Genomic DNA, 16,354 nt, shown 5'->3' with positions numbered 1-16,354 from the left:
TTGGAAATAGAATATTTCATCATAATCAACAAATAATAATTTATCCAAACCCATACACCCACGGAAAACGCGTTACCCTGTCAGCCAAACATCCGGAAAGGTCGTCTGAAAAATCAAACGTCCTTTCCCTGAATTGAAGCAGCGCCACAGGGTGAACTGATCATTTGGAACGAGTCGGTTTTTGGTACGGAAAACGGCAGATTCAAGGCAAAAAGCGCAGCAAGATTGGACATCTTGCGAGTATTTTTAACGCAGAATATGCCGTTTTACGGAGCAAAATACCGTCGTTATCGAATGACCAGTTCGCCCTGCATAACTAGCGCTATCCACCTAAAGAAAGCAAGGTATTCCATGACACAGCAAATCAAATACAAACGCGTATTACTGAAACTCTCCGGCGAATCCCTGATGGGTTCCGACCCTTTCGGCATCAACCATGACACCATCGTCCAAACCGTCGGTGAAATCGCCGAAGTCGTCAAAATGGGCGTACAAGTCGGCATCGTTGTCGGCGGCGGCAACATCTTCCGCGGCGTATCCGCCCAAGCAGGCAGCATGGACCGCGCTACCGCCGACTACATGGGCATGATGGCGACCGTCATGAATGCGCTCGCCCTCAAAGATGCTTTCGAAACCCTCGGCATCAAAGCGCGCGTACAATCCGCGCTTTCCATGCAGCAAATCGCCGAAACCTACGCCCGCCCCAAAGCCATCCAATACCTCGAAGAAGGCAAAGTCGTCATCTTCGCCGCCGGTACGGGCAACCCCTTCTTCACCACCGACACCGCCGCCGCCCTGCGCGGAGCCGAAATGAACTGCGACGTCATGCTCAAAGCCACCAATGTGGACGGCGTTTATACCGCAGACCCGAAAAAAGACCCGTCCGCTACACGCTACGAAACCATTACCTTTGACGAAGCCTTGAACAAAAACCTCAAAGTCATGGATGCGACTGCCTTCGCCCTCTGCCGCGAACGAAAACTCAACATCGTCGTCTTCGGCATCGCCAAACAAGGCTCGCTCAAACGCGTCATTACCGGCGAAGACGAAGGCACGCTGGTTCACTGCTGATTCCTATCGGGCAATAATTGAAGTGATTTGATCAAGCAACAGGTCGTCTGAAAACTCGAAAATAGGTTTTCAGACGACCTTTTTGATGGTGGGCAACATAAGGAACAGGCAACGAAGCAGGGGGTGTTCATCCGCTATATGTTTGCCTGTTGGAATACCGATTTACCTAGATTTGCATATTCTGTCGTACAATACGCGCTTTCAGACGACGTCTGGACTTTTGAAGGAATAAAACGGATGAACTTGTTAGGGGCTTTGGCAAGGGTCGGTAGCTTAACAATGCTGTCGCGCATACTTGGTTTTTTGCGTGATGCGGTAATTGCCCGCACGTTTGGTGCGAGCATGGCGACCGACGCTTTTTTTGTGGCATTTAAACTGCCCAACCTGCTGCGCCGTATCTTTGCGGAAGGGGCGTTTGCCCAGGCTTTTGTGCCGATTTTGGCGGAATATAAGGAAACGCGTTCGAAAGAAGCGACGGAGGCGTTTATTCGCCATGTGGCAGGGATGTTGTCATTTGTCTTGGTCATCGTTACCGCGCTGGGCATTCTAGCCGCGCCTTGGGTGATTCAGGCTTCCGCGCCCGGCTTTAAAGAGCCGAAAAAGATTTTGCTTTCCATCGATTTGCTGAAGATAACGTTCCCGTATATCTTGTTTATTTCTCTGTCTTCCTTTGTCGGCTCAATCCTTAATTCCTATCATAAATTCAGTATTCCTGCATTTACGCCGACGTTTTTGAATATTTCTTTTATCGTTTTCTCAATATATTTCATCCCCTATTTTGATCCGCCTGTGACCGCGTTGGCGTGGGCGGTCTTTGTCGGCGGAATTTTGCAGCTCGGCTTCCAGCTGCCTTGGTTGGCAAAACTAGGTTTTTTGAAGTTGCCTAAGCTTAATTTCAAAGATGCAGCGGTCAACCGCGTGATGAAACAGATGGCACCTGCGATTTTGAGTGTGAGCGTGGTACAGATTTCTTCGGTGATCAACACGATTTTTGCGTCCTATCTGCAATCGGGCAGCATTACGTGGATGTATTACGCCGACCGTCTGATGGAGCTGCCCAGCGGTGTTTTGGGTGCGGCGCTCGGTACGATTTTGCTGCCAACTTTGTCCAAACACGCCGTCAATCAGAATACCGAGCAGTTTTCCGGACTGCTCGATTGGGGGTTGCGTCTGTGTATGCTGCTGGCGCTGCCGGCGACAGTCGGGGTTGCGGTATTGTCGTTCCCGTTGTTGGCGACGCTGTTTATGTCCAGTAAGTTTTCACTGTTTGACGCGCAGATGACGCAGCAAGCGCTGATTGCCAATTCTGTCGGTATACTCGGATCTATCATGGTCAAAGTGTTGGCACCCGGTTTCTATGCACGGCAAAACATCAAAACGCCGGTCAAAATCGCCATCTTTACGCTCGTCTGCACGCAGTTGATGAACCTTGCCTTTATCGGTCCTTTAAAGCACGCCGGGCTTTCGCTCGCCGTCAGTTTGGGCGCGTGTATGAATGCGGGACTGTTGTATTACCTGTTGCGCAAACACGGCATTTACCAACCTAGCAAAGGATGGGGAATTTTCCTGATTAAAATAGTGCTGTCGCTTGTTGTAATGGGCGGGGGATTATGGGCTGCACATACTTACCTGCCTTTTGATTGGGTACACGTTGGTGCTTTGCGTAAAGCAGGGCAGTTGTGCATCCTGATTGCGATAGGCGGCGGTTTGTATTTCGTTTCGCTGGCTACTCTGGGTTTCCGACCGAGGGATTTCAAACGGGTGGAAACTCGCTAGAGGCTGTTAAGACGTAAAAGAGGTCGTCTGAAAACCTATATTTCAGGTTTTCAGACGACCTTTTTTCATGACGGCAAACTTACGCAACCACAGGAGCGACAGCTTTTACATAGTTCAGCGCGATAAACTGCTTTTCGGGATCAAGCTCGGTGATTTTGAGCAGGACTTGCGATTTGGGTAGCGCGTCGAACGGGATGCCGGTGGCGCGGGTTACCAGCGGCAGGCCTTCGATGCGGACGAGGTCTTCTTTTAGGATGGTCGCGGTCAGCTCGCTTGTGCCTTGCTGTTGCAGGTACACGAGGCTCCAGTAGGCTTCCATCTGCCGTTGGAAATCGGCGTAGGCGGCATAGGCGGTGTCGAAATCGCGCAGGGCGGCGAAGAGTTCGGCATCGCTTTGTTGGAAGAGCGGTTCGGCGGTGTCGTCTATCAGGCTGAGGAGTTGTTTTTGGTTGATGTAGTCGGCGGCGCGACGTAGCGGCGAGGTGAACCAGCCGTAATGCTGTACGCCCATGCCGATGTGCGGCTCGGATTTGGTGCTCATGCGCACTTTTCCGGCAGGTTGGACGCGGAAGAGGCCGGGCAGGTCGTTGTCATGGAGCATCTGCGCCCAAGTGCTGTTGGCGAGTATCATCATCTCGCTGACCAGCGTATCAATGGGCGAACCGCGTTCGCGGCGGACGACGGATACGTTGCCTTCCTCATCCAATTCGATGCTGTAATCGTATTGCGGCGCACGGTTGGGTTCGTATTTGCCGCGCGCTTTTTGCAGGGCGACGGCGAATTGGTGCAACCAAATCAGGTCTTGATGATGGGCGAACATCATTTCGCCGGTTTCGTCCAAGCCGGTTTCAGCGTTGAAATGCGGCTCGATGGTTTGGATGCGCAGGTTTTCGGCGATGTTGACGGCTTCGATTTTGCAGGTCGGCTCGCCGACGTTGAATTCGCTGTCCACATCGAAATAAATGCTGACGGCAGGACGGTACGCGCCCGCATCAAGGCTGAACGCGGCAATCCAGTTTTCGGGCAGCATGGTGATTTTTCCGCCGGGAAAATAGACCGTGCTCAAGCGTTCCATGATGTTTTTTTCCATTTTGTCGCCTGGTTTAATGGCAAGCGACGGCGCGGCAATGTGGATGCCGACGCGCTTCGTGCCGTTGCCCAAATCGGTCAGGCTTAAAGCGTCATCGACTTCGGTGGTCGATTCGTCGTCAATGGAAAAGGCGGTAACGTCGGCTTTGGGCAGGTCGGGCATTTCGGGCAGGGGGAGGTCGGGGAAACCTGTTCCTTTGGGGAAGTATTTGATTTCAAAACCGTCTTGCAGATATTGGGGGATGGACGTAATGCCGCCCGTTTTTTTCGCCAATTCGTAGGCGGAGGTTTTCAGCGCGTCGGCGGCTTTGGTAAAGGCTTTGTAGGTCAGCGACTGTTTGTCGGGCGCGTGCAGGATGGTTTTCAAATCCGCCGCGATTTCAGACGGCATCTCGCCGCGTTTCAAGGCTTCCGCCCAAGCGTCGATTTGCGCGTCTTGTTGTTTTTTGCGTTCGATGGCGGCAAGCGCCTGTTTCAAAGTTTCTTCGGGCGCGGCTTTGAACACGCCTTTGGCTTTTTTGTAGAAATACATCGGCGCGGCGTACAGCGCAATCAAAGTCGCCGCCAGCTCGGTTTTGGTCGGCGCATGACCGTAATATTCTTCGGCGATGGCTTCGGCGGAAAATTCTTCTTCGCCGCACACTTCCCACAACAAATCGGTGTCGATGTCCGCCGCCTGCGCCTGCGCGTTCTCCAAAAACACCGCCATATCGCCGTCGAACTCGGCAAAGACGTTGTTTGCCTTCACTTTGGTGCGCTTGCCGTGTTGGGTATCGACTTGGTAGGTGGCGTCGTTTTTTTGGACGATGGCGGCGACTTTGAACTGGCCGGACTCTTCGTAAAAGATATTCATGTATTGCTGCTGTTAGGTTGAAGTGGGAAACGGACGATTTTAGCAGATTCTTACTGATAAAGACGGACAAAAGGTCGTCTGAAAAGCGAATCTGGTTTATTGGAAGGGTTTGGTTGTGTTTAGGGCTGGCGGTGGGTGTTGCATTTTCTATCCAATTTTATTGGCGTTGATATGGGTAAAGGAATGAAGTTGGGTTGTTATAAAACACAAATAAGAATCGTTATCATAAACTTATTGAATTTATTAAGATTTTTTTGCAGGTTGGCCGACATTTACCTTTTAATGGATTTTGAAATTCGATAAAATAGCAGGATATTAAGATTTGTCTGTCAACCAGTTAGGCATAAACCCATGTTGGCCAGTTACTTTCCCGTCCTCGTATTCATCCTCGTCGGCCTTGCGGCCGGCGTGCTGTTTATCCTGCTCGGCACGATTTTAGGTCCGAAACACCACTACGCCGAAAAAGACGCGGCTTACGAATGTGGTTTTGAAGCCTTTGAAAACGCCAGGATGAAGTTTGACGTGCGTTATTATCTCGTCGCCATCCTGTTCATCCTCTTCGATTTGGAGGTTGCGTTTATGTTGCCGTGGGCGGTGGTGTTCAAGGAGTTGGGCGCATACGGCTTCTGGTCTATGCTGGTGTTTATCGTCGTTCTGACGGTAGGCTTTGTTTACGAATGGAAAAAAGGTGCGCTGGAATGGGAATAGAAGGCGTTTTGAAAAAAGGTTTCATCACCACCAGCGCGGATACGGTGCTGAACTATATGCGTACCGGTTCGCTGTGGCCGGTTACTTTCGGTTTGGCCTGCTGCGCCGTGGAAATGATGCACGCGGGTATGGCGCGTTACGACCTTGACCGTTTCGGCATTATTTTCCGTCCGTCGCCCCGTCAGGCCGACCTGATGATTGTGGCGGGTACGCTCACCAACAAAATGGCGCCCGCCCTGCGCCGCGTGTACGACCAGCTCGCCGAGCCGCGCTGGGTATTGTCCATGGGTTCGTGTGCCAACGGCGGCGGCTACTATCATTATTCTTATTCCGTCGTGCGCGGTGCCGACCGTGTCGTGCCGGTAGACGTTTATGTGCCGGGTTGTCCGCCGACTGCGGAAGCCTTGATTTACGGCCTGATGCAACTCCAACAAAAAATCAAGCGCACTTCCACCATCGCGCGGGACGAGTAGGGGGGAACGATATGGCAAGCATTCAAAACTTATACGATACCGTCAGCCGCGTTTTGGGCAATCAGGCAAGCAAAGTCATTTCCGCTTTGGGCGAGATTACTGTCGAGTGTCTGCCCGAACACTATATTTCAGTGATGACTACGTTGCGCGACCATGAAGAACTGCATTTCGAGCTTTTGGTTGATTTATGCGGCGTCGATTACAGCACTTACAAAAACGAAGCATGGCAGGGCAAACGCTTCGCCGTTGTCAGCCAGCTTCTTTCCGTTAAAAACAATCAGCGCATCCGCGTGCGCGTCTGGGTTTCAGACGACGATTTCCCCGTGGTCGAATCCGTGGTTCCCGTTTATAACAGCGCGGATTGGTACGAGCGCGAAGCCTTCGATTTGTACGGCATCATGTTCAACAACCATCCCGACTTGCGCCGTATCCTGACCGATTACGGCTTTGTCGGACATCCTTTCCGCAAAGACTTTCCGATTTCCGGCTATGTGGAAATGCGTTACGACGAAGAACAAAAACGCGTGATTTACCAACCTGTTACCATCGAGCCGCGCGAAATCACGCCGCGTATCGTCCGTGAGGAGAACTACGGTGGCCAATAAATTAAGAAACTACACCATCAACTTCGGTCCGCAACACCCTGCGGCGCACGGCGTATTGCGTATGATTTTGGAGTTGGACGGCGAACAAATCGTCCGTGCCGATCCGCATATAGGCCTCCTGCACCGAGGTACCGAAAAACTGGCGGAAACCAAAACCTATCTGCAAGCCCTGCCTTATATGGACAGGCTGGACTACGTTTCCATGATGGTCAATGAGCAGGCGTATTGCTTGGCGGTAGAAAAACTTGCCGGAATTGATGTGCCTATCCGCGCCCAATACATCCGCGTCATGTTCGCCGAAGTAACGCGCATCCTCAATCACTTGATGGGCATCGGTTCGCACGCCTTCGACATCGGCGCAATGACCGCCATTCTCTACGCCTTCCGCGATCGCGAAGAGCTGATGGACTTGTACGAAGCCGTTTCCGGCGCGCGTATGCACGCCGCCTACTTCCGTCCCGGCGGCGTTTACCGCGACCTGCCCGACTTTATGCCCAAATACGAGAGCAGCAAATTCCGCAACGCCAAAGTATTGAAGCAGCTCAACGAATCCCGCGAAGGCACCATGCTCGACTTCATCGACGCCTTCTGCGAGCGCTTCCCAAAAAACATCGATACACTCGAAACCCTCCTGACCGACAACCGCATCTGGAAACAGCGTACCGTCGGCATCGGCGTTGTCTCTCCCGAGCGCGCCATGCAAAAAGGCTTTACCGGCGTGATGCTGCGCGGTTCGGGCGTGGAGTGGGACGTGCGTAAGAAACAGCCGTATGAAGTGTACGACCAAATGGATTTCGACATCCCTGTCGGCATCAACGGCGACTGTTACGACCGCTACCTCTGCCGCATGGAAGAAATGCGCCAATCCGTACGCATCATCAAACAATGCGCCGACTGGCTGCGCGTCAATCCCGGCCCGGTCATCACCACAAACCACAAATTCGCCCCGCCCAAACGCACCGAAATGAAAACAGGCATGGAAGACCTGATTCACCATTTCAAACTCTTCACCGAGGGTATGCACGTTCCCGAGGGCGAGACTTACACCGCTGTCGAACACCCGAAAGGCGAGTTCGGCGTTTACATCATTTCAGACGGCGCAAACAAACCCTACCGCCTGAAAATCCGCGCACCCGGCTTCGCCCACCTGCAAGGCATGGACGAAATGGCAAAAGGCCACATGCTCGCCGACGTCGTTGCCATTATCGGTACGCAGGACATCGTATTCGGGGAGGTGGACAGATAATGTTATCCGCAGAATCCTTAAAACAAATCGACATCGAGTTGGCAAAATATCCCGCCGACCAACGCCGTTCCGCCATCATGGGCGCGTTGCGTATCGCCCAAGCCGAAAAAGGCTGGCTCGCCCCCGAAACCATCGCCTTTGTTGCCGACTACATCGGCATTACGCCGGCGCAGGCATACGAAGTCGCTACTTTCTACAATATGTATGACCTCGAGCCGGTCGGCAAATACAAACTGACCGTCTGCACCAACCTGCCCTGCGCCCTGCGCGGCGGCATGGATACCGGCGAATACCTGAAGAAAAAACTCGGTATCGGCTACGGCGAAACCACGCCCGACGGCAAATTCACCCTAGTCGAAGGCGAATGCATGGGCGCATGCGGCGACGCCCCAGTTATGCTGGTAAACAATCACAGTATGTGCAGTTTCATGACCGAAGAGGCGATTGAGAAGAAACTGGCGGAGTTGGAATAGGTCGTCTGAAACGACGATTTAAACGTAGGTCGGATACTTGTATCCGACAGAGTGGGTAAAAAGGCAAAATGTCGGATTCAAGAATCCGACCTACTGAAATACCGAAATGCCGTCATTCCCGCGCAGGCGGGAATCCATCGGTAAGATTCGGTTTCTGAATTTAATTAAGACATTGCTTATCATCGAGGATGGATTCCCGCCTGCGCGGGAATGACGGCAGACAAGCAAAGTGGTCGAGATCCAACAAAAACGATTAAATGTCGTCTGAAAATATAGATTTGATAAACCAACAGATTTCATTTCAGACGACGTTACAAGCCGATACACAAAGACATCTTAAGGCCGTCTGAAAACAACGGCTGCAACCGATACGAAAACGAACAGGCACACCAAAATGGCTATTTACCAATCAGGCGTGATTTTTGACCAAGTGGATACCGCCAATCCCGACTGCTGGACATTGGACGAATACGTCAAACGTGGCGGCTATACCGCGCTGCGTAGAATCCTGTCCGAAAACATCTCGCAAACCGACGTGATTGACGAAGTCAAAACCTCCGGTCTGCGCGGCCGCGGCGGTGCGGGCTTTCCGACCGGCTTGAAATGGAGCTTTATGCCCCGTTCCTTCCCTGGCGAAAAATACGTCGTCTGCAACACAGACGAAGGCGAGCCGGGTACATTTAAAGACCGTGACATCATTATGTTCAATCCCCATGCTCTGATTGAAGGCATGATTATCGCCGGTTACGCGATGGGCGCGAAAGCGGGTTACAACTACATTCACGGCGAAATTTTCGAAGGTTATCAACGTTTTGAAGCCGCACTCGACCAAGCGCGCGCGGCGGGTTTTTTGGGTAAAAATATTTTAGGTTCGGACTTCGAATTCGAACTCTTCGCCCACCACGGCTACGGCGCATACATCTGCGGCGAAGAAACCGCATTGCTCGAATCGCTGGAAGGCAAAAAAGGCCAGCCGCGCTTCAAACCGCCGTTCCCCGCCTCGTTCGGCCTGTATGGCAAACCGACCACCATCAACAATACCGAAACCTTCGCCTCCGTACCGTTTATCGTCCGCGACGGCGGTCAGACGTTTGCCGACAAAGGCATTCCGAATGCCGGCGGTACCAAACTGTTCTGCATCTCCGGCCACGTTGAGCGTCCGGGCAACTATGAAGTGCCGTTAGGCACGCCGTTTGCCGAAATCCTGAAAATGGCGGGAGGTATGCGCGGCGGCAAAAAACTTAAAGCCGTTATCCCCGGCGGTTCGTCTGCACCCGTCTTGCCTGCCGACATTATGATGCAGACCAATATGGACTACGACTCGATTTCCAAAGCCGGCTCGATGCTCGGTTCCGGCGCGATTATTGTGATGGACGAAGACGTGTGCATGGTCAAAGCCCTCGAACGCTTAAGCTACTTCTACTACGACGAATCCTGCGGTCAATGCACTCCCTGCCGCGAAGGCACCGGCTGGCTCTACCGTATCGTCCACCGCATCGTAGAAGGCAAAGGCCGCATGGAAGACTTGGATTTGCTGGATTCCGTCGGCAACCAAATGGCAGGCCGCACAATCTGCGCCCTCGCCGACGCCGCCGTCTTCCCTGTCCGCAGCTTTACCAAGCATTTCCGTGATGAGTTTGTGCATTACATTGAACACGGCGGACCGATGAAGCCGAATAAGTGGTGTTGAGGTTTCAGACGACCTGAATATCAGTGGTGTTTGGGATTCTCACCAGCAAATTAATTCCCTCTCCCGCTCGCGGGGGAGGGTTAGGGTGGGGGTGGTGCTTGGAATATTTTGAAACAGATTTTTATACGGGCAAGATTCAGACGGCCTCCGTATAGGTCGTCTGAAAAAGATTGAGGCCAACTCGGCTATGCGGTACAGCACAAGAAATACGGCATTAAAACAGAATGTCCGTAATCTGAAGCAGAATATGACTTTGGCCGAGCAGAAATTGTGGCATCACTTGCGCGGCAAACGGTTGAACGGAATAAAATTCCGACGCCAACAGACAATAGGCGGATATATCGTCGATTTTGTCAGTATGGAACATCGTTTGATTATTGAATTGGACGGTGGACAACATTCGGAACAGATTGAGTATGACGAGCAGCGGACGGCGTTTTTGAATGCCCAAGGTTATCGGGTGTTGCGGTTTTGGAATAATGAAGTTTTGCAGCAAACCGAAGCAGTACTGGAAAAGATTATCGAAATGTGCGGCGGAAAATAAGACGGCTGCAACGTTGCAAAGCCACCCCCCATCCTAGCCTTCCCCCGCCAGACGGGGGAAGGGACAGACGGTAGTAGATTTGAATACTTCGGGTTGATTCCTGAGATTCAAGTAAACATAAAACATAATATTGAAAGACATGGCAGCAGAATCTGCCACTATATGTTCTGACAGAAACCTGTTTCCTCTCCCGTCAGGCGGGAGAGGGTGGGGGGATAGGTTGTACTAGAATTTGGATTTTTTAAAATTAAGAAACCCCTCCTAAAAATAAACAAGCAATAAACTTATACTTTAAAGGCCGTCTGAAACCCATTTTTCAGACGACCTCCATAAAAGATTATTTATCAAATACCCGTAACTAGGAACGAACCATGTTACAAATCGAAATCGACGGCAAACAGGTATCTGTGGAGCAGGGCGCGACGGTGATTGAGGCCGCGCACAAGCTCGGTACTTATATTCCGCATTTCTGTTACCACAAAAAGCTCTCCATCGCCGCCAACTGCCGTATGTGTCTGGTGGACGTGGAAAAAGCCCCCAAACCGCTGCCCGCCTGCGCTACGCCGGTAACGGACGGCATGATTGTGCGCACGCATTCGGCAAAAGCCCGTGAGGCGCAGGAAGGTGTGATGGAGTTTTTGCTCATCAACCATCCGCTCGACTGTCCGACCTGCGACCAAGGCGGCGAGTGCCAGTTGCAGGATTTGGCGGTGGGCTACGGCAAAACCACCAGCCGCTATACCGAAGAAAAACGTTCCGTCGTCGGCAAAGACATGGGGCCTTTGGTTTCCGCCGAGGAAATGAGCCGCTGCATCCACTGCACCCGCTGCGTACGTTTCACCGAAGAAATCGCCGGTTTGCAGGAAATTGCGATGGCGAATCGCGGCGAACACTCCGAAATCATGCCCTTCATCGGCAAAGCGGTGGAAACCGAATTGTCGGGCAACGTCATCGATTTGTGTCCCGTCGGCGCGCTGACCAGCAAACCGTTCCGTTTCAACGCGCGTACTTGGGAGCTGAACCGCCGCAAATCCGTTTCCGCCCATGACGCTTTGGGCAGCAACCTGATTGTGCAGACCAAAGACCATACCGTCCGCCGCGTGCTGCCGCTGGAAAACGAAGCGATTAACGAATGCTGGCTGTCCGACCGCGACCGTTTCGCCTACGAAGGCCTGTATCACGAAAGCCGTCTGAAAAACCCGAAAATCAAACAGGGCGGCGAGTGGATGGACGTGGATTGGAAAACCGCGCTGGAATATGTCCGCAGCGCGATTGAATGTATCGCCAAAGACGGCAACCAAAACCAAGTCGGCATTTGGGCGAACCCGATGAATACGGTTGAAGAACTGTATTTGGCGAAGAAACTCGCCGACGGTTTGGGCGTTAAAAATTTCGCTACCCGTCTGCGCCAACAGGACAAACGTTTTTCAGACGACCTCAATGGTGCGCAATGGTTGGGACAAAGCATCGAATCGCTGGCGGACAACGAAGCCGTATTGGTGGTCGGCGCAAACCTGCGCAAAGAACAGCCGCTTCTGACCGCCCGCCTGCGCCGCGCCGCTAAAGACCGCATGGCTTTGAGCGTATTGGCCAGCAGTAAAGAAGAATTGTTTATGCCGCTTCTGTCTCAAGAAGCCGTACATCCCGACGAGTGGGCAGGTCGTCTGAAAAACCTGTTTGCCGATGCGGAACACACGATTACCGCGAGCCTGAAAAACGCTGAAAAAGCAGCGGTGATTTTGGGCGCGGAAGTGCAAAACCATCCCGATTACGCTGCGATTTACGCCGCCGCACAAGAGCTGGCGGACGCAACCGGCGCGGTGCTGGGTATTTTGCCGCAGGCTGCCAACAGCGTCGGTGCGGACGTATTGGGCGTGAACTCGGGCGAGAGCGTTGCCGAAATGGCAAACGCGCCGAAACAGGCAGTCTTGCTGCTCAATGTCGAGCCGGAAATCGATACGGCGGACGGTGCAAAAGCCGTAGCCGCGTTGAAACAGGCAAAAAGCGTGATGGCGTTTACGCCGTTTGTCAGCGAAACGCTGCTGGACGTGTGCGACGTATTGCTGCCGATTGCGCCGTTTACCGAAACCTCGGGCAGCTTCATCAATATGGAAGGCCGTCTGCAATCCTTCCACGGTGTCGTTCAGGGCTTCGGCGACTCGCGCCCGCTGTGGAAAGTGTTGCGCGTATTGGGCAATCTGTTTGACCTGCAAGGCTTTGAATACCACGATACCGCCGCGATTCTGAAAGACGCGTTGGACGTGGAAAGCCTGCCGTCCAAACTGAACAACCGCGCCGCTTCGACTCAAAAAGATTTTCAGACGACCTCAAGCCGCCTCGTGCGCGTGGGCGGAGTCGGTATTTATCACACCGATGCCATCGTGCGCCGTTCCGCGCCGTTGCAAGCGACCAGCCATGCCGCCGTGCCCGCCGCGCGTGTGAATCCGAACACATTGGCGCGCTTAGGCCTGCAAGACGGACAAACCGCCGTCGCCAAACAAAACGGCGCAAGCGTATCGGTTGCAGTCAAAGCCGATGCCGGTTTGCCTGAAAACGTGGTGCATCTGCCGCTGCATACCGAAAATGCCGCGCTGGGTGCGTTGATGGACACTATTGAACTGGCGGGAGCTTGATCATGCAAGAATGGTTCCAAAACCTCTTTGCCGCAACGCTCGGTCTGGGCGATTTGGGTATCACCGTAGGCTTGGTGGTATCCGTCATCGTCAAAATCGTGATTATCCTGATTCCGCTGATTCTGACCGTTGCCTACCTGACGTATTTCGAACGTAAAGTCATTGGATTTATGCAGCTTCGCGTCGGCCCGAACGTAACCGGCCCATGGGGTCTGATTCAGCCGTTTGCCGACGTGTTCAAACTCTTGTTTAAAGAGGTAACCCGTCCGAAGCTGTCAAATAAAGCCCTGTTCTACATCGGCCCGATTATGTCGCTCGCCCCGTCTTTCGCGGCGTGGGCGGTGATTCCGTTCAACGAAGAATGGGTGCTGACCAATATCAATATCGGCCTTTTGTACATCCTGATGATTACCTCGCTGTCGGTTTACGGCGTGATCATCGCGGGCTGGGCTTCCAACTCTAAATATTCGTTCTTGGGCGCAATGCGTGCCTCCGCGCAAAGCATCTCCTACGAAATCGCCATGAGCGCCGCGCTGGTGTGTGTCGTGATGGTGTCGGGCAGCATGAACTTCTCCGACATCGTTGCCGCGCAGGCAAAAGGCATCGCGGGCGGTTCCGTGTTCTCGTGGAACTGGCTGCCGCTCTTCCCAATCTTCATCGTCTATCTGATTTCCGCCGTTGCCGAAACCAACCGCGCACCGTTTGACGTGGCAGAGGGCGAGTCCGAAATTGTTGCCGGACACCACGTCGAATATTCCGGCTTCGCGTTCGCGCTGTTTTTCCTTGCCGAATACATTTTCATGATTCTGATTGCCGCGCTGACATCGCTGATGTTCCTCGGCGGCTGGTTGTCTCCGTTCCCGCAAAGCTGGGGCTTTATCGGTACACCTTCCGCATTCTGGATGTTCGTGAAAATGGCGGCGGTGCTGTACTGGTATCTGTGGATTCGTGCAACCTTCCCACGCTACCGCTACGACCAAATCATGCGCTTGGGCTGGAAAGTGCTGATTCCCATCGGCTTCGCCTATATCGTGATTTTGGGTCTGTGGATGATTTCGCCGCTGAATTTGTGGAAATAAGTTTCAGACGACGTATCAAGGTCGTCTGAAAACGCAGTTTTGAATATTTAACGGAATCCCTGTTTTGAGGGAACAGAATATGGCTAATTTAGTAAAAACTTTCTTGCTCGGCGAACTGGTCAAAGGCATGGGCGTAACGCTCAAAAACTTTTTTGCCCGCAAAGACACGATTTATTTCCCCGAAGAGAAAACGCCGCAATCTGTGCGTTTCCGCGGCCTGCACGCGCAGCGGCGGTATCCGAACGGTGAGGAACGCTGCATCGCGTGTAAATTGTGCGAGGCGGTGTGTCCGGCAATGGCGATCAACATCGAATCGGAAGAACGCGAAGACGGTACGCGCCGCACCAAACGTTACGACATCGACCTGACCAAATGCATCTTCTGCGGCTTCTGCGAAGAGGCCTGTCCGACCGATGCGATTGTGGAAACGCATATTTTTGAATACCACGGCGAGAAAAAAGGCGACTTGCACATGACCAAGCCGATCCTCTTGGCAATCGGCGACAAATACGAAGCCGAAATCGCCAAACGCAAAGCCGCTGACGCGCCGTACCGTTAAGGAGCAGACGAATGACTTTTTCCGCGATTCTGTTCTATATCCTTGCCGCCATCGTCCTATACGGCGCGCTGCGTACCGTTACCGCGAAAAACCCTGTCCACGCCGCTTTGCATCTGGTGCTGACCTTCTGCGTGAGCGCGATGATTTGGATGCTGATGCAGGCGGAGTTTTTGGGCGTTACGCTGGTGGTCGTGTATGTCGGCGCAGTGATGGTGCTGTTCCTGTTCGTCGTGATGATGCTGAACATCGACATCGAGGAAATGCGCGCCGGTTTCTGGCGGCATGCGCCTGTTGCCGGTGTTGTCGGCACATTGTTGGCGGTTGCCCTGATCTTGATTCTGGTCAATCCGAAAACCGACCTTGCCGCATTTGGTCTGATGAAAGACATTCCTGCCGATTACAACAACATCCGCGATTTGGGCAGCCGTATTTATACCGATTATCTGCTGCCGTTTGAGCTGGCGGCGGTATTGCTGCTGTTGGGTATGGTGGCGGCGATTGCGCTGGTTCACCGTAAAACCACCAATCCGAAACGCATGGATCCTGCCGACCAAGTTAAAGTGCGCGCCGACCAAGGCCGTATGCGCTTGGTGAAAATGGAAGCTGTGAAACCGCAAACCGAATTTGTCGAAGAGAGCGAAGTTTCAGACGGCCTCAAACCGAAAGAGGAGGGTAAAGCATGATTACCTTGACGCATTATCTGGTATTGGGCGCGCTCCTGTTCGGTATCAGCGCGATGGGCATCTTTATGAATCGTAAAAATGTGCTGGTCTTGCTGATGTCTATCGAGCTGATGCTCTTGGCGGTGAACTTCAACTTTATCGCCTTCTCGCAGCATCTGGGCGATACCGCCGGACAGATTTTCGTATTCTTCGTATTGACCGTCGCTGCTGCCGAATCCGCCATCGGTTTGGCAATTATGGTGCTGGTGTACCGTAACAGAAAAACGATTAATGTTGCCGATTTGGACGAGTTGAAAGGGTAGGGAGACAGGGGTCGTCTGAAAATGCAGATCCTCTTCCCAATATGTTTACAAGTGTATGGTCGCCAACCAATATAAAAAATGAGAAATATATCGAATTATGCCAAGCTAGGCTTATTAGCTTTTTTGATCGCTTGCTCTTCTAGCGTTGCGCTGGCTAAAAGCAGCCGTCCGGCAGGGTTATATCTAAATCCGTTTTTGGGGCCTCCTGGAAGCAAAATAAACCATGTGACTGTTGCCTTATTTCCAAATCGTCAATATTGCATGCAGAGAGAGGGTGAGTCTGGAAAGGTACGACGTGGTACTTACCGACTGGTCAAACAAAAAATATATTTGGATAACGGCATGAAGTTGGCTAAATATAAAGACGATTTTGGCGACCCGAGTCGTGAGTTTTATAGCCTTACACAAAATGGTAAAGAGATAGATATGTTGCTTTATGCTGATGACCAGTTTTTCATTAAAAGAGAGGGTGTTAGCCCAAAAAAATTTTGGCGTTCTCTGAAAATAGAAGTATGTAACGATTACCGTTAGACAAAAACCGTTAGACAAAAACTGATGGTCAATCTGGAA

At 52.4% G+C, this 16,354-nt stretch carries 16 protein-coding genes; 15 read left to right on the top strand and 1 reads right to left on the bottom strand.

The window, feature by feature from the left end; genetic code table 11:
• Positions 1–351: 351 nt before the first annotated feature.
• Both pyrH and murJ read left to right on the top strand, forming a co-directional pair.
• Positions 352–1,071 (top strand): UMP kinase, encoded by a 720-nt coding sequence (gene pyrH / locus HMPREF1051_RS04630; RefSeq protein ID WP_003712995.1) that lies wholly within the window; start codon positions 352–354, stop codon positions 1,069–1,071.
• 237 nt (positions 1,072–1,308) lie between these two features.
• Positions 1,309–2,847 carry a murein biosynthesis integral membrane protein MurJ gene (gene murJ, locus HMPREF1051_RS04625; protein ID WP_036491881.1) on the top strand — a complete coding sequence of 513 codons (1,539 nt, stop codon included), beginning with the start codon at positions 1,309–1,311 and terminating at the stop codon, positions 2,845–2,847.
• Positions 2,848–2,926: 79 nt separating this feature from the next.
• Here the strand turns inward: murJ and HMPREF1051_RS04620 are convergent, their stop codons facing one another.
• Entirely contained in the window at positions 2,927–4,789 is a 1,863-nt protein-coding gene (locus HMPREF1051_RS04620) for a ribonuclease catalytic domain-containing protein (protein WP_003765119.1), read from the bottom strand.
• A 351-nt stretch (positions 4,790–5,140) separates the two neighbouring features.
• Between HMPREF1051_RS04620 and HMPREF1051_RS04615 the strand changes: the two genes are divergently transcribed.
• From HMPREF1051_RS04615 to HMPREF1051_RS14225, 13 genes are all read left to right on the top strand, one after another.
• Positions 5,141–5,497 (top strand): NADH-quinone oxidoreductase subunit A, encoded by a 357-nt coding sequence (locus HMPREF1051_RS04615; RefSeq protein ID WP_003765068.1) that lies wholly within the window; start codon positions 5,141–5,143, stop codon positions 5,495–5,497.
• Positions 5,488–5,970, top strand: coding sequence for a NuoB/complex I 20 kDa subunit family protein (locus tag HMPREF1051_RS04610; protein WP_003677002.1), 483 nt, complete (start codon positions 5,488–5,490; stop codon positions 5,968–5,970). The genes HMPREF1051_RS04615 and HMPREF1051_RS04610 overlap by 10 nt, the downstream gene beginning before the upstream one ends.
• Positions 5,971–5,981: 11 nt before the next feature.
• Positions 5,982–6,575, top strand: coding sequence for an NADH-quinone oxidoreductase subunit C (locus HMPREF1051_RS04605; RefSeq protein ID WP_003765094.1), 594 nt, complete (start codon positions 5,982–5,984; stop codon positions 6,573–6,575).
• A complete protein-coding gene (gene nuoD / locus HMPREF1051_RS04600; protein ID WP_003765049.1) occupies positions 6,565–7,821 on the top strand; it encodes an NADH dehydrogenase (quinone) subunit D in 1,257 nt (418 codons plus the stop codon). The genes HMPREF1051_RS04605 and nuoD overlap by 11 nt, the downstream gene beginning before the upstream one ends.
• Complete coding sequence (nuoE, locus tag HMPREF1051_RS04595; RefSeq protein ID WP_003765053.1) at positions 7,821–8,294, top strand: NADH-quinone oxidoreductase subunit NuoE; 474 nt, start codon at positions 7,821–7,823, stop codon at positions 8,292–8,294. The genes nuoD and nuoE overlap by 1 nt, the downstream gene beginning before the upstream one ends.
• A gap of 394 nt (positions 8,295–8,688) precedes the next feature.
• Positions 8,689–9,984, top strand: coding sequence for an NADH-quinone oxidoreductase subunit NuoF (gene nuoF / locus HMPREF1051_RS04590; RefSeq protein WP_003765091.1), 1,296 nt, complete (start codon positions 8,689–8,691; stop codon positions 9,982–9,984).
• A gap of 187 nt (positions 9,985–10,171) precedes the next feature.
• The gene (locus tag HMPREF1051_RS04585; protein WP_036491878.1) at positions 10,172–10,528 is read left to right on the top strand and encodes an endonuclease domain-containing protein; all 357 of its coding nucleotides are present in this window, start codon (positions 10,172–10,174) and stop codon (positions 10,526–10,528) included.
• Between the two features lie 371 nt (positions 10,529–10,899).
• Positions 10,900–13,161, top strand: coding sequence for an NADH-quinone oxidoreductase subunit NuoG (nuoG, locus tag HMPREF1051_RS04580; protein ID WP_003765086.1), 2,262 nt, complete (start codon positions 10,900–10,902; stop codon positions 13,159–13,161).
• Positions 13,162–13,163: 2 nt separating this feature from the next.
• Positions 13,164–14,240 (top strand): NADH-quinone oxidoreductase subunit NuoH, encoded by a 1,077-nt coding sequence (nuoH, locus tag HMPREF1051_RS04575; RefSeq protein ID WP_003681683.1) that lies wholly within the window; start codon positions 13,164–13,166, stop codon positions 14,238–14,240.
• Positions 14,241–14,319: 79 nt separating this feature from the next.
• The gene (gene nuoI / locus HMPREF1051_RS04570; protein ID WP_002216341.1) at positions 14,320–14,799 is read left to right on the top strand and encodes an NADH-quinone oxidoreductase subunit NuoI; all 480 of its coding nucleotides are present in this window, start codon (positions 14,320–14,322) and stop codon (positions 14,797–14,799) included.
• Between the two features lie 11 nt (positions 14,800–14,810).
• Complete coding sequence (locus tag HMPREF1051_RS04565) at positions 14,811–15,482, top strand: NADH-quinone oxidoreductase subunit J (RefSeq protein WP_003765115.1); 672 nt, start codon at positions 14,811–14,813, stop codon at positions 15,480–15,482.
• Positions 15,479–15,784, top strand: coding sequence for an NADH-quinone oxidoreductase subunit NuoK (gene nuoK, locus HMPREF1051_RS04560; RefSeq protein WP_003759427.1), 306 nt, complete (start codon positions 15,479–15,481; stop codon positions 15,782–15,784). The genes HMPREF1051_RS04565 and nuoK overlap by 4 nt, the downstream gene beginning before the upstream one ends.
• Positions 15,785–15,862: 78 nt before the next feature.
• The gene (locus HMPREF1051_RS14225) at positions 15,863–16,315 is read left to right on the top strand and encodes a hypothetical protein (RefSeq protein WP_155815287.1); all 453 of its coding nucleotides are present in this window, start codon (positions 15,863–15,865) and stop codon (positions 16,313–16,315) included.
• Positions 16,316–16,354: the final 39 nt, after the last annotated feature.

Source organism: Neisseria sicca VK64 (genome assembly GCF_000260655.1).
Taxonomy (GTDB): Bacteria; Pseudomonadota; Gammaproteobacteria; order Burkholderiales; family Neisseriaceae; genus Neisseria; species Neisseria sicca_B.
The sequence above is the reverse complement of the archived record's forward strand: the minus strand, read 5'-3'. Positions and strand labels throughout refer to the sequence as shown.

What these genes read in the sequence shown, in the direction of transcription:
- pyrH (WP_003712995.1), top strand. Translation starts at nt 352, where the DNA reads ATGACACAGCAAATCAAATACAAACGCGTATTACTGAAACTCTCCGGC.
- murJ (WP_036491881.1), top strand. Translation starts at nt 1,309, where the DNA reads ATGAACTTGTTAGGGGCTTTGGCAAGGGTCGGTAGCTTAACAATGCTG.
- HMPREF1051_RS04620 (WP_003765119.1), bottom strand. Translation starts at nt 4,789, where the DNA reads ATGAATATCTTTTACGAAGAGTCCGGCCAGTTCAAAGTCGCCGCCATC.
- HMPREF1051_RS04615 (WP_003765068.1), top strand. Translation starts at nt 5,141, where the DNA reads ATGTTGGCCAGTTACTTTCCCGTCCTCGTATTCATCCTCGTCGGCCTT.
- HMPREF1051_RS04610 (WP_003677002.1), top strand. Translation starts at nt 5,488, where the DNA reads ATGGGAATAGAAGGCGTTTTGAAAAAAGGTTTCATCACCACCAGCGCG.
- HMPREF1051_RS04605 (WP_003765094.1), top strand. Translation starts at nt 5,982, where the DNA reads ATGGCAAGCATTCAAAACTTATACGATACCGTCAGCCGCGTTTTGGGC.
- nuoE (WP_003765053.1), top strand. Translation starts at nt 7,821, where the DNA reads ATGTTATCCGCAGAATCCTTAAAACAAATCGACATCGAGTTGGCAAAA.
- nuoF (WP_003765091.1), top strand. Translation starts at nt 8,689, where the DNA reads ATGGCTATTTACCAATCAGGCGTGATTTTTGACCAAGTGGATACCGCC.
- HMPREF1051_RS04585 (WP_036491878.1), top strand. Translation starts at nt 10,172, where the DNA reads ATGCGGTACAGCACAAGAAATACGGCATTAAAACAGAATGTCCGTAAT.
- nuoG (WP_003765086.1), top strand. Translation starts at nt 10,900, where the DNA reads ATGTTACAAATCGAAATCGACGGCAAACAGGTATCTGTGGAGCAGGGC.
- nuoH (WP_003681683.1), top strand. Translation starts at nt 13,164, where the DNA reads ATGCAAGAATGGTTCCAAAACCTCTTTGCCGCAACGCTCGGTCTGGGC.
- nuoI (WP_002216341.1), top strand. Translation starts at nt 14,320, where the DNA reads ATGGCTAATTTAGTAAAAACTTTCTTGCTCGGCGAACTGGTCAAAGGC.
- HMPREF1051_RS04565 (WP_003765115.1), top strand. Translation starts at nt 14,811, where the DNA reads ATGACTTTTTCCGCGATTCTGTTCTATATCCTTGCCGCCATCGTCCTA.
- nuoK (WP_003759427.1), top strand. Translation starts at nt 15,479, where the DNA reads ATGATTACCTTGACGCATTATCTGGTATTGGGCGCGCTCCTGTTCGGT.
- HMPREF1051_RS14225 (WP_155815287.1), top strand. Translation starts at nt 15,863, where the DNA reads ATGAGAAATATATCGAATTATGCCAAGCTAGGCTTATTAGCTTTTTTG.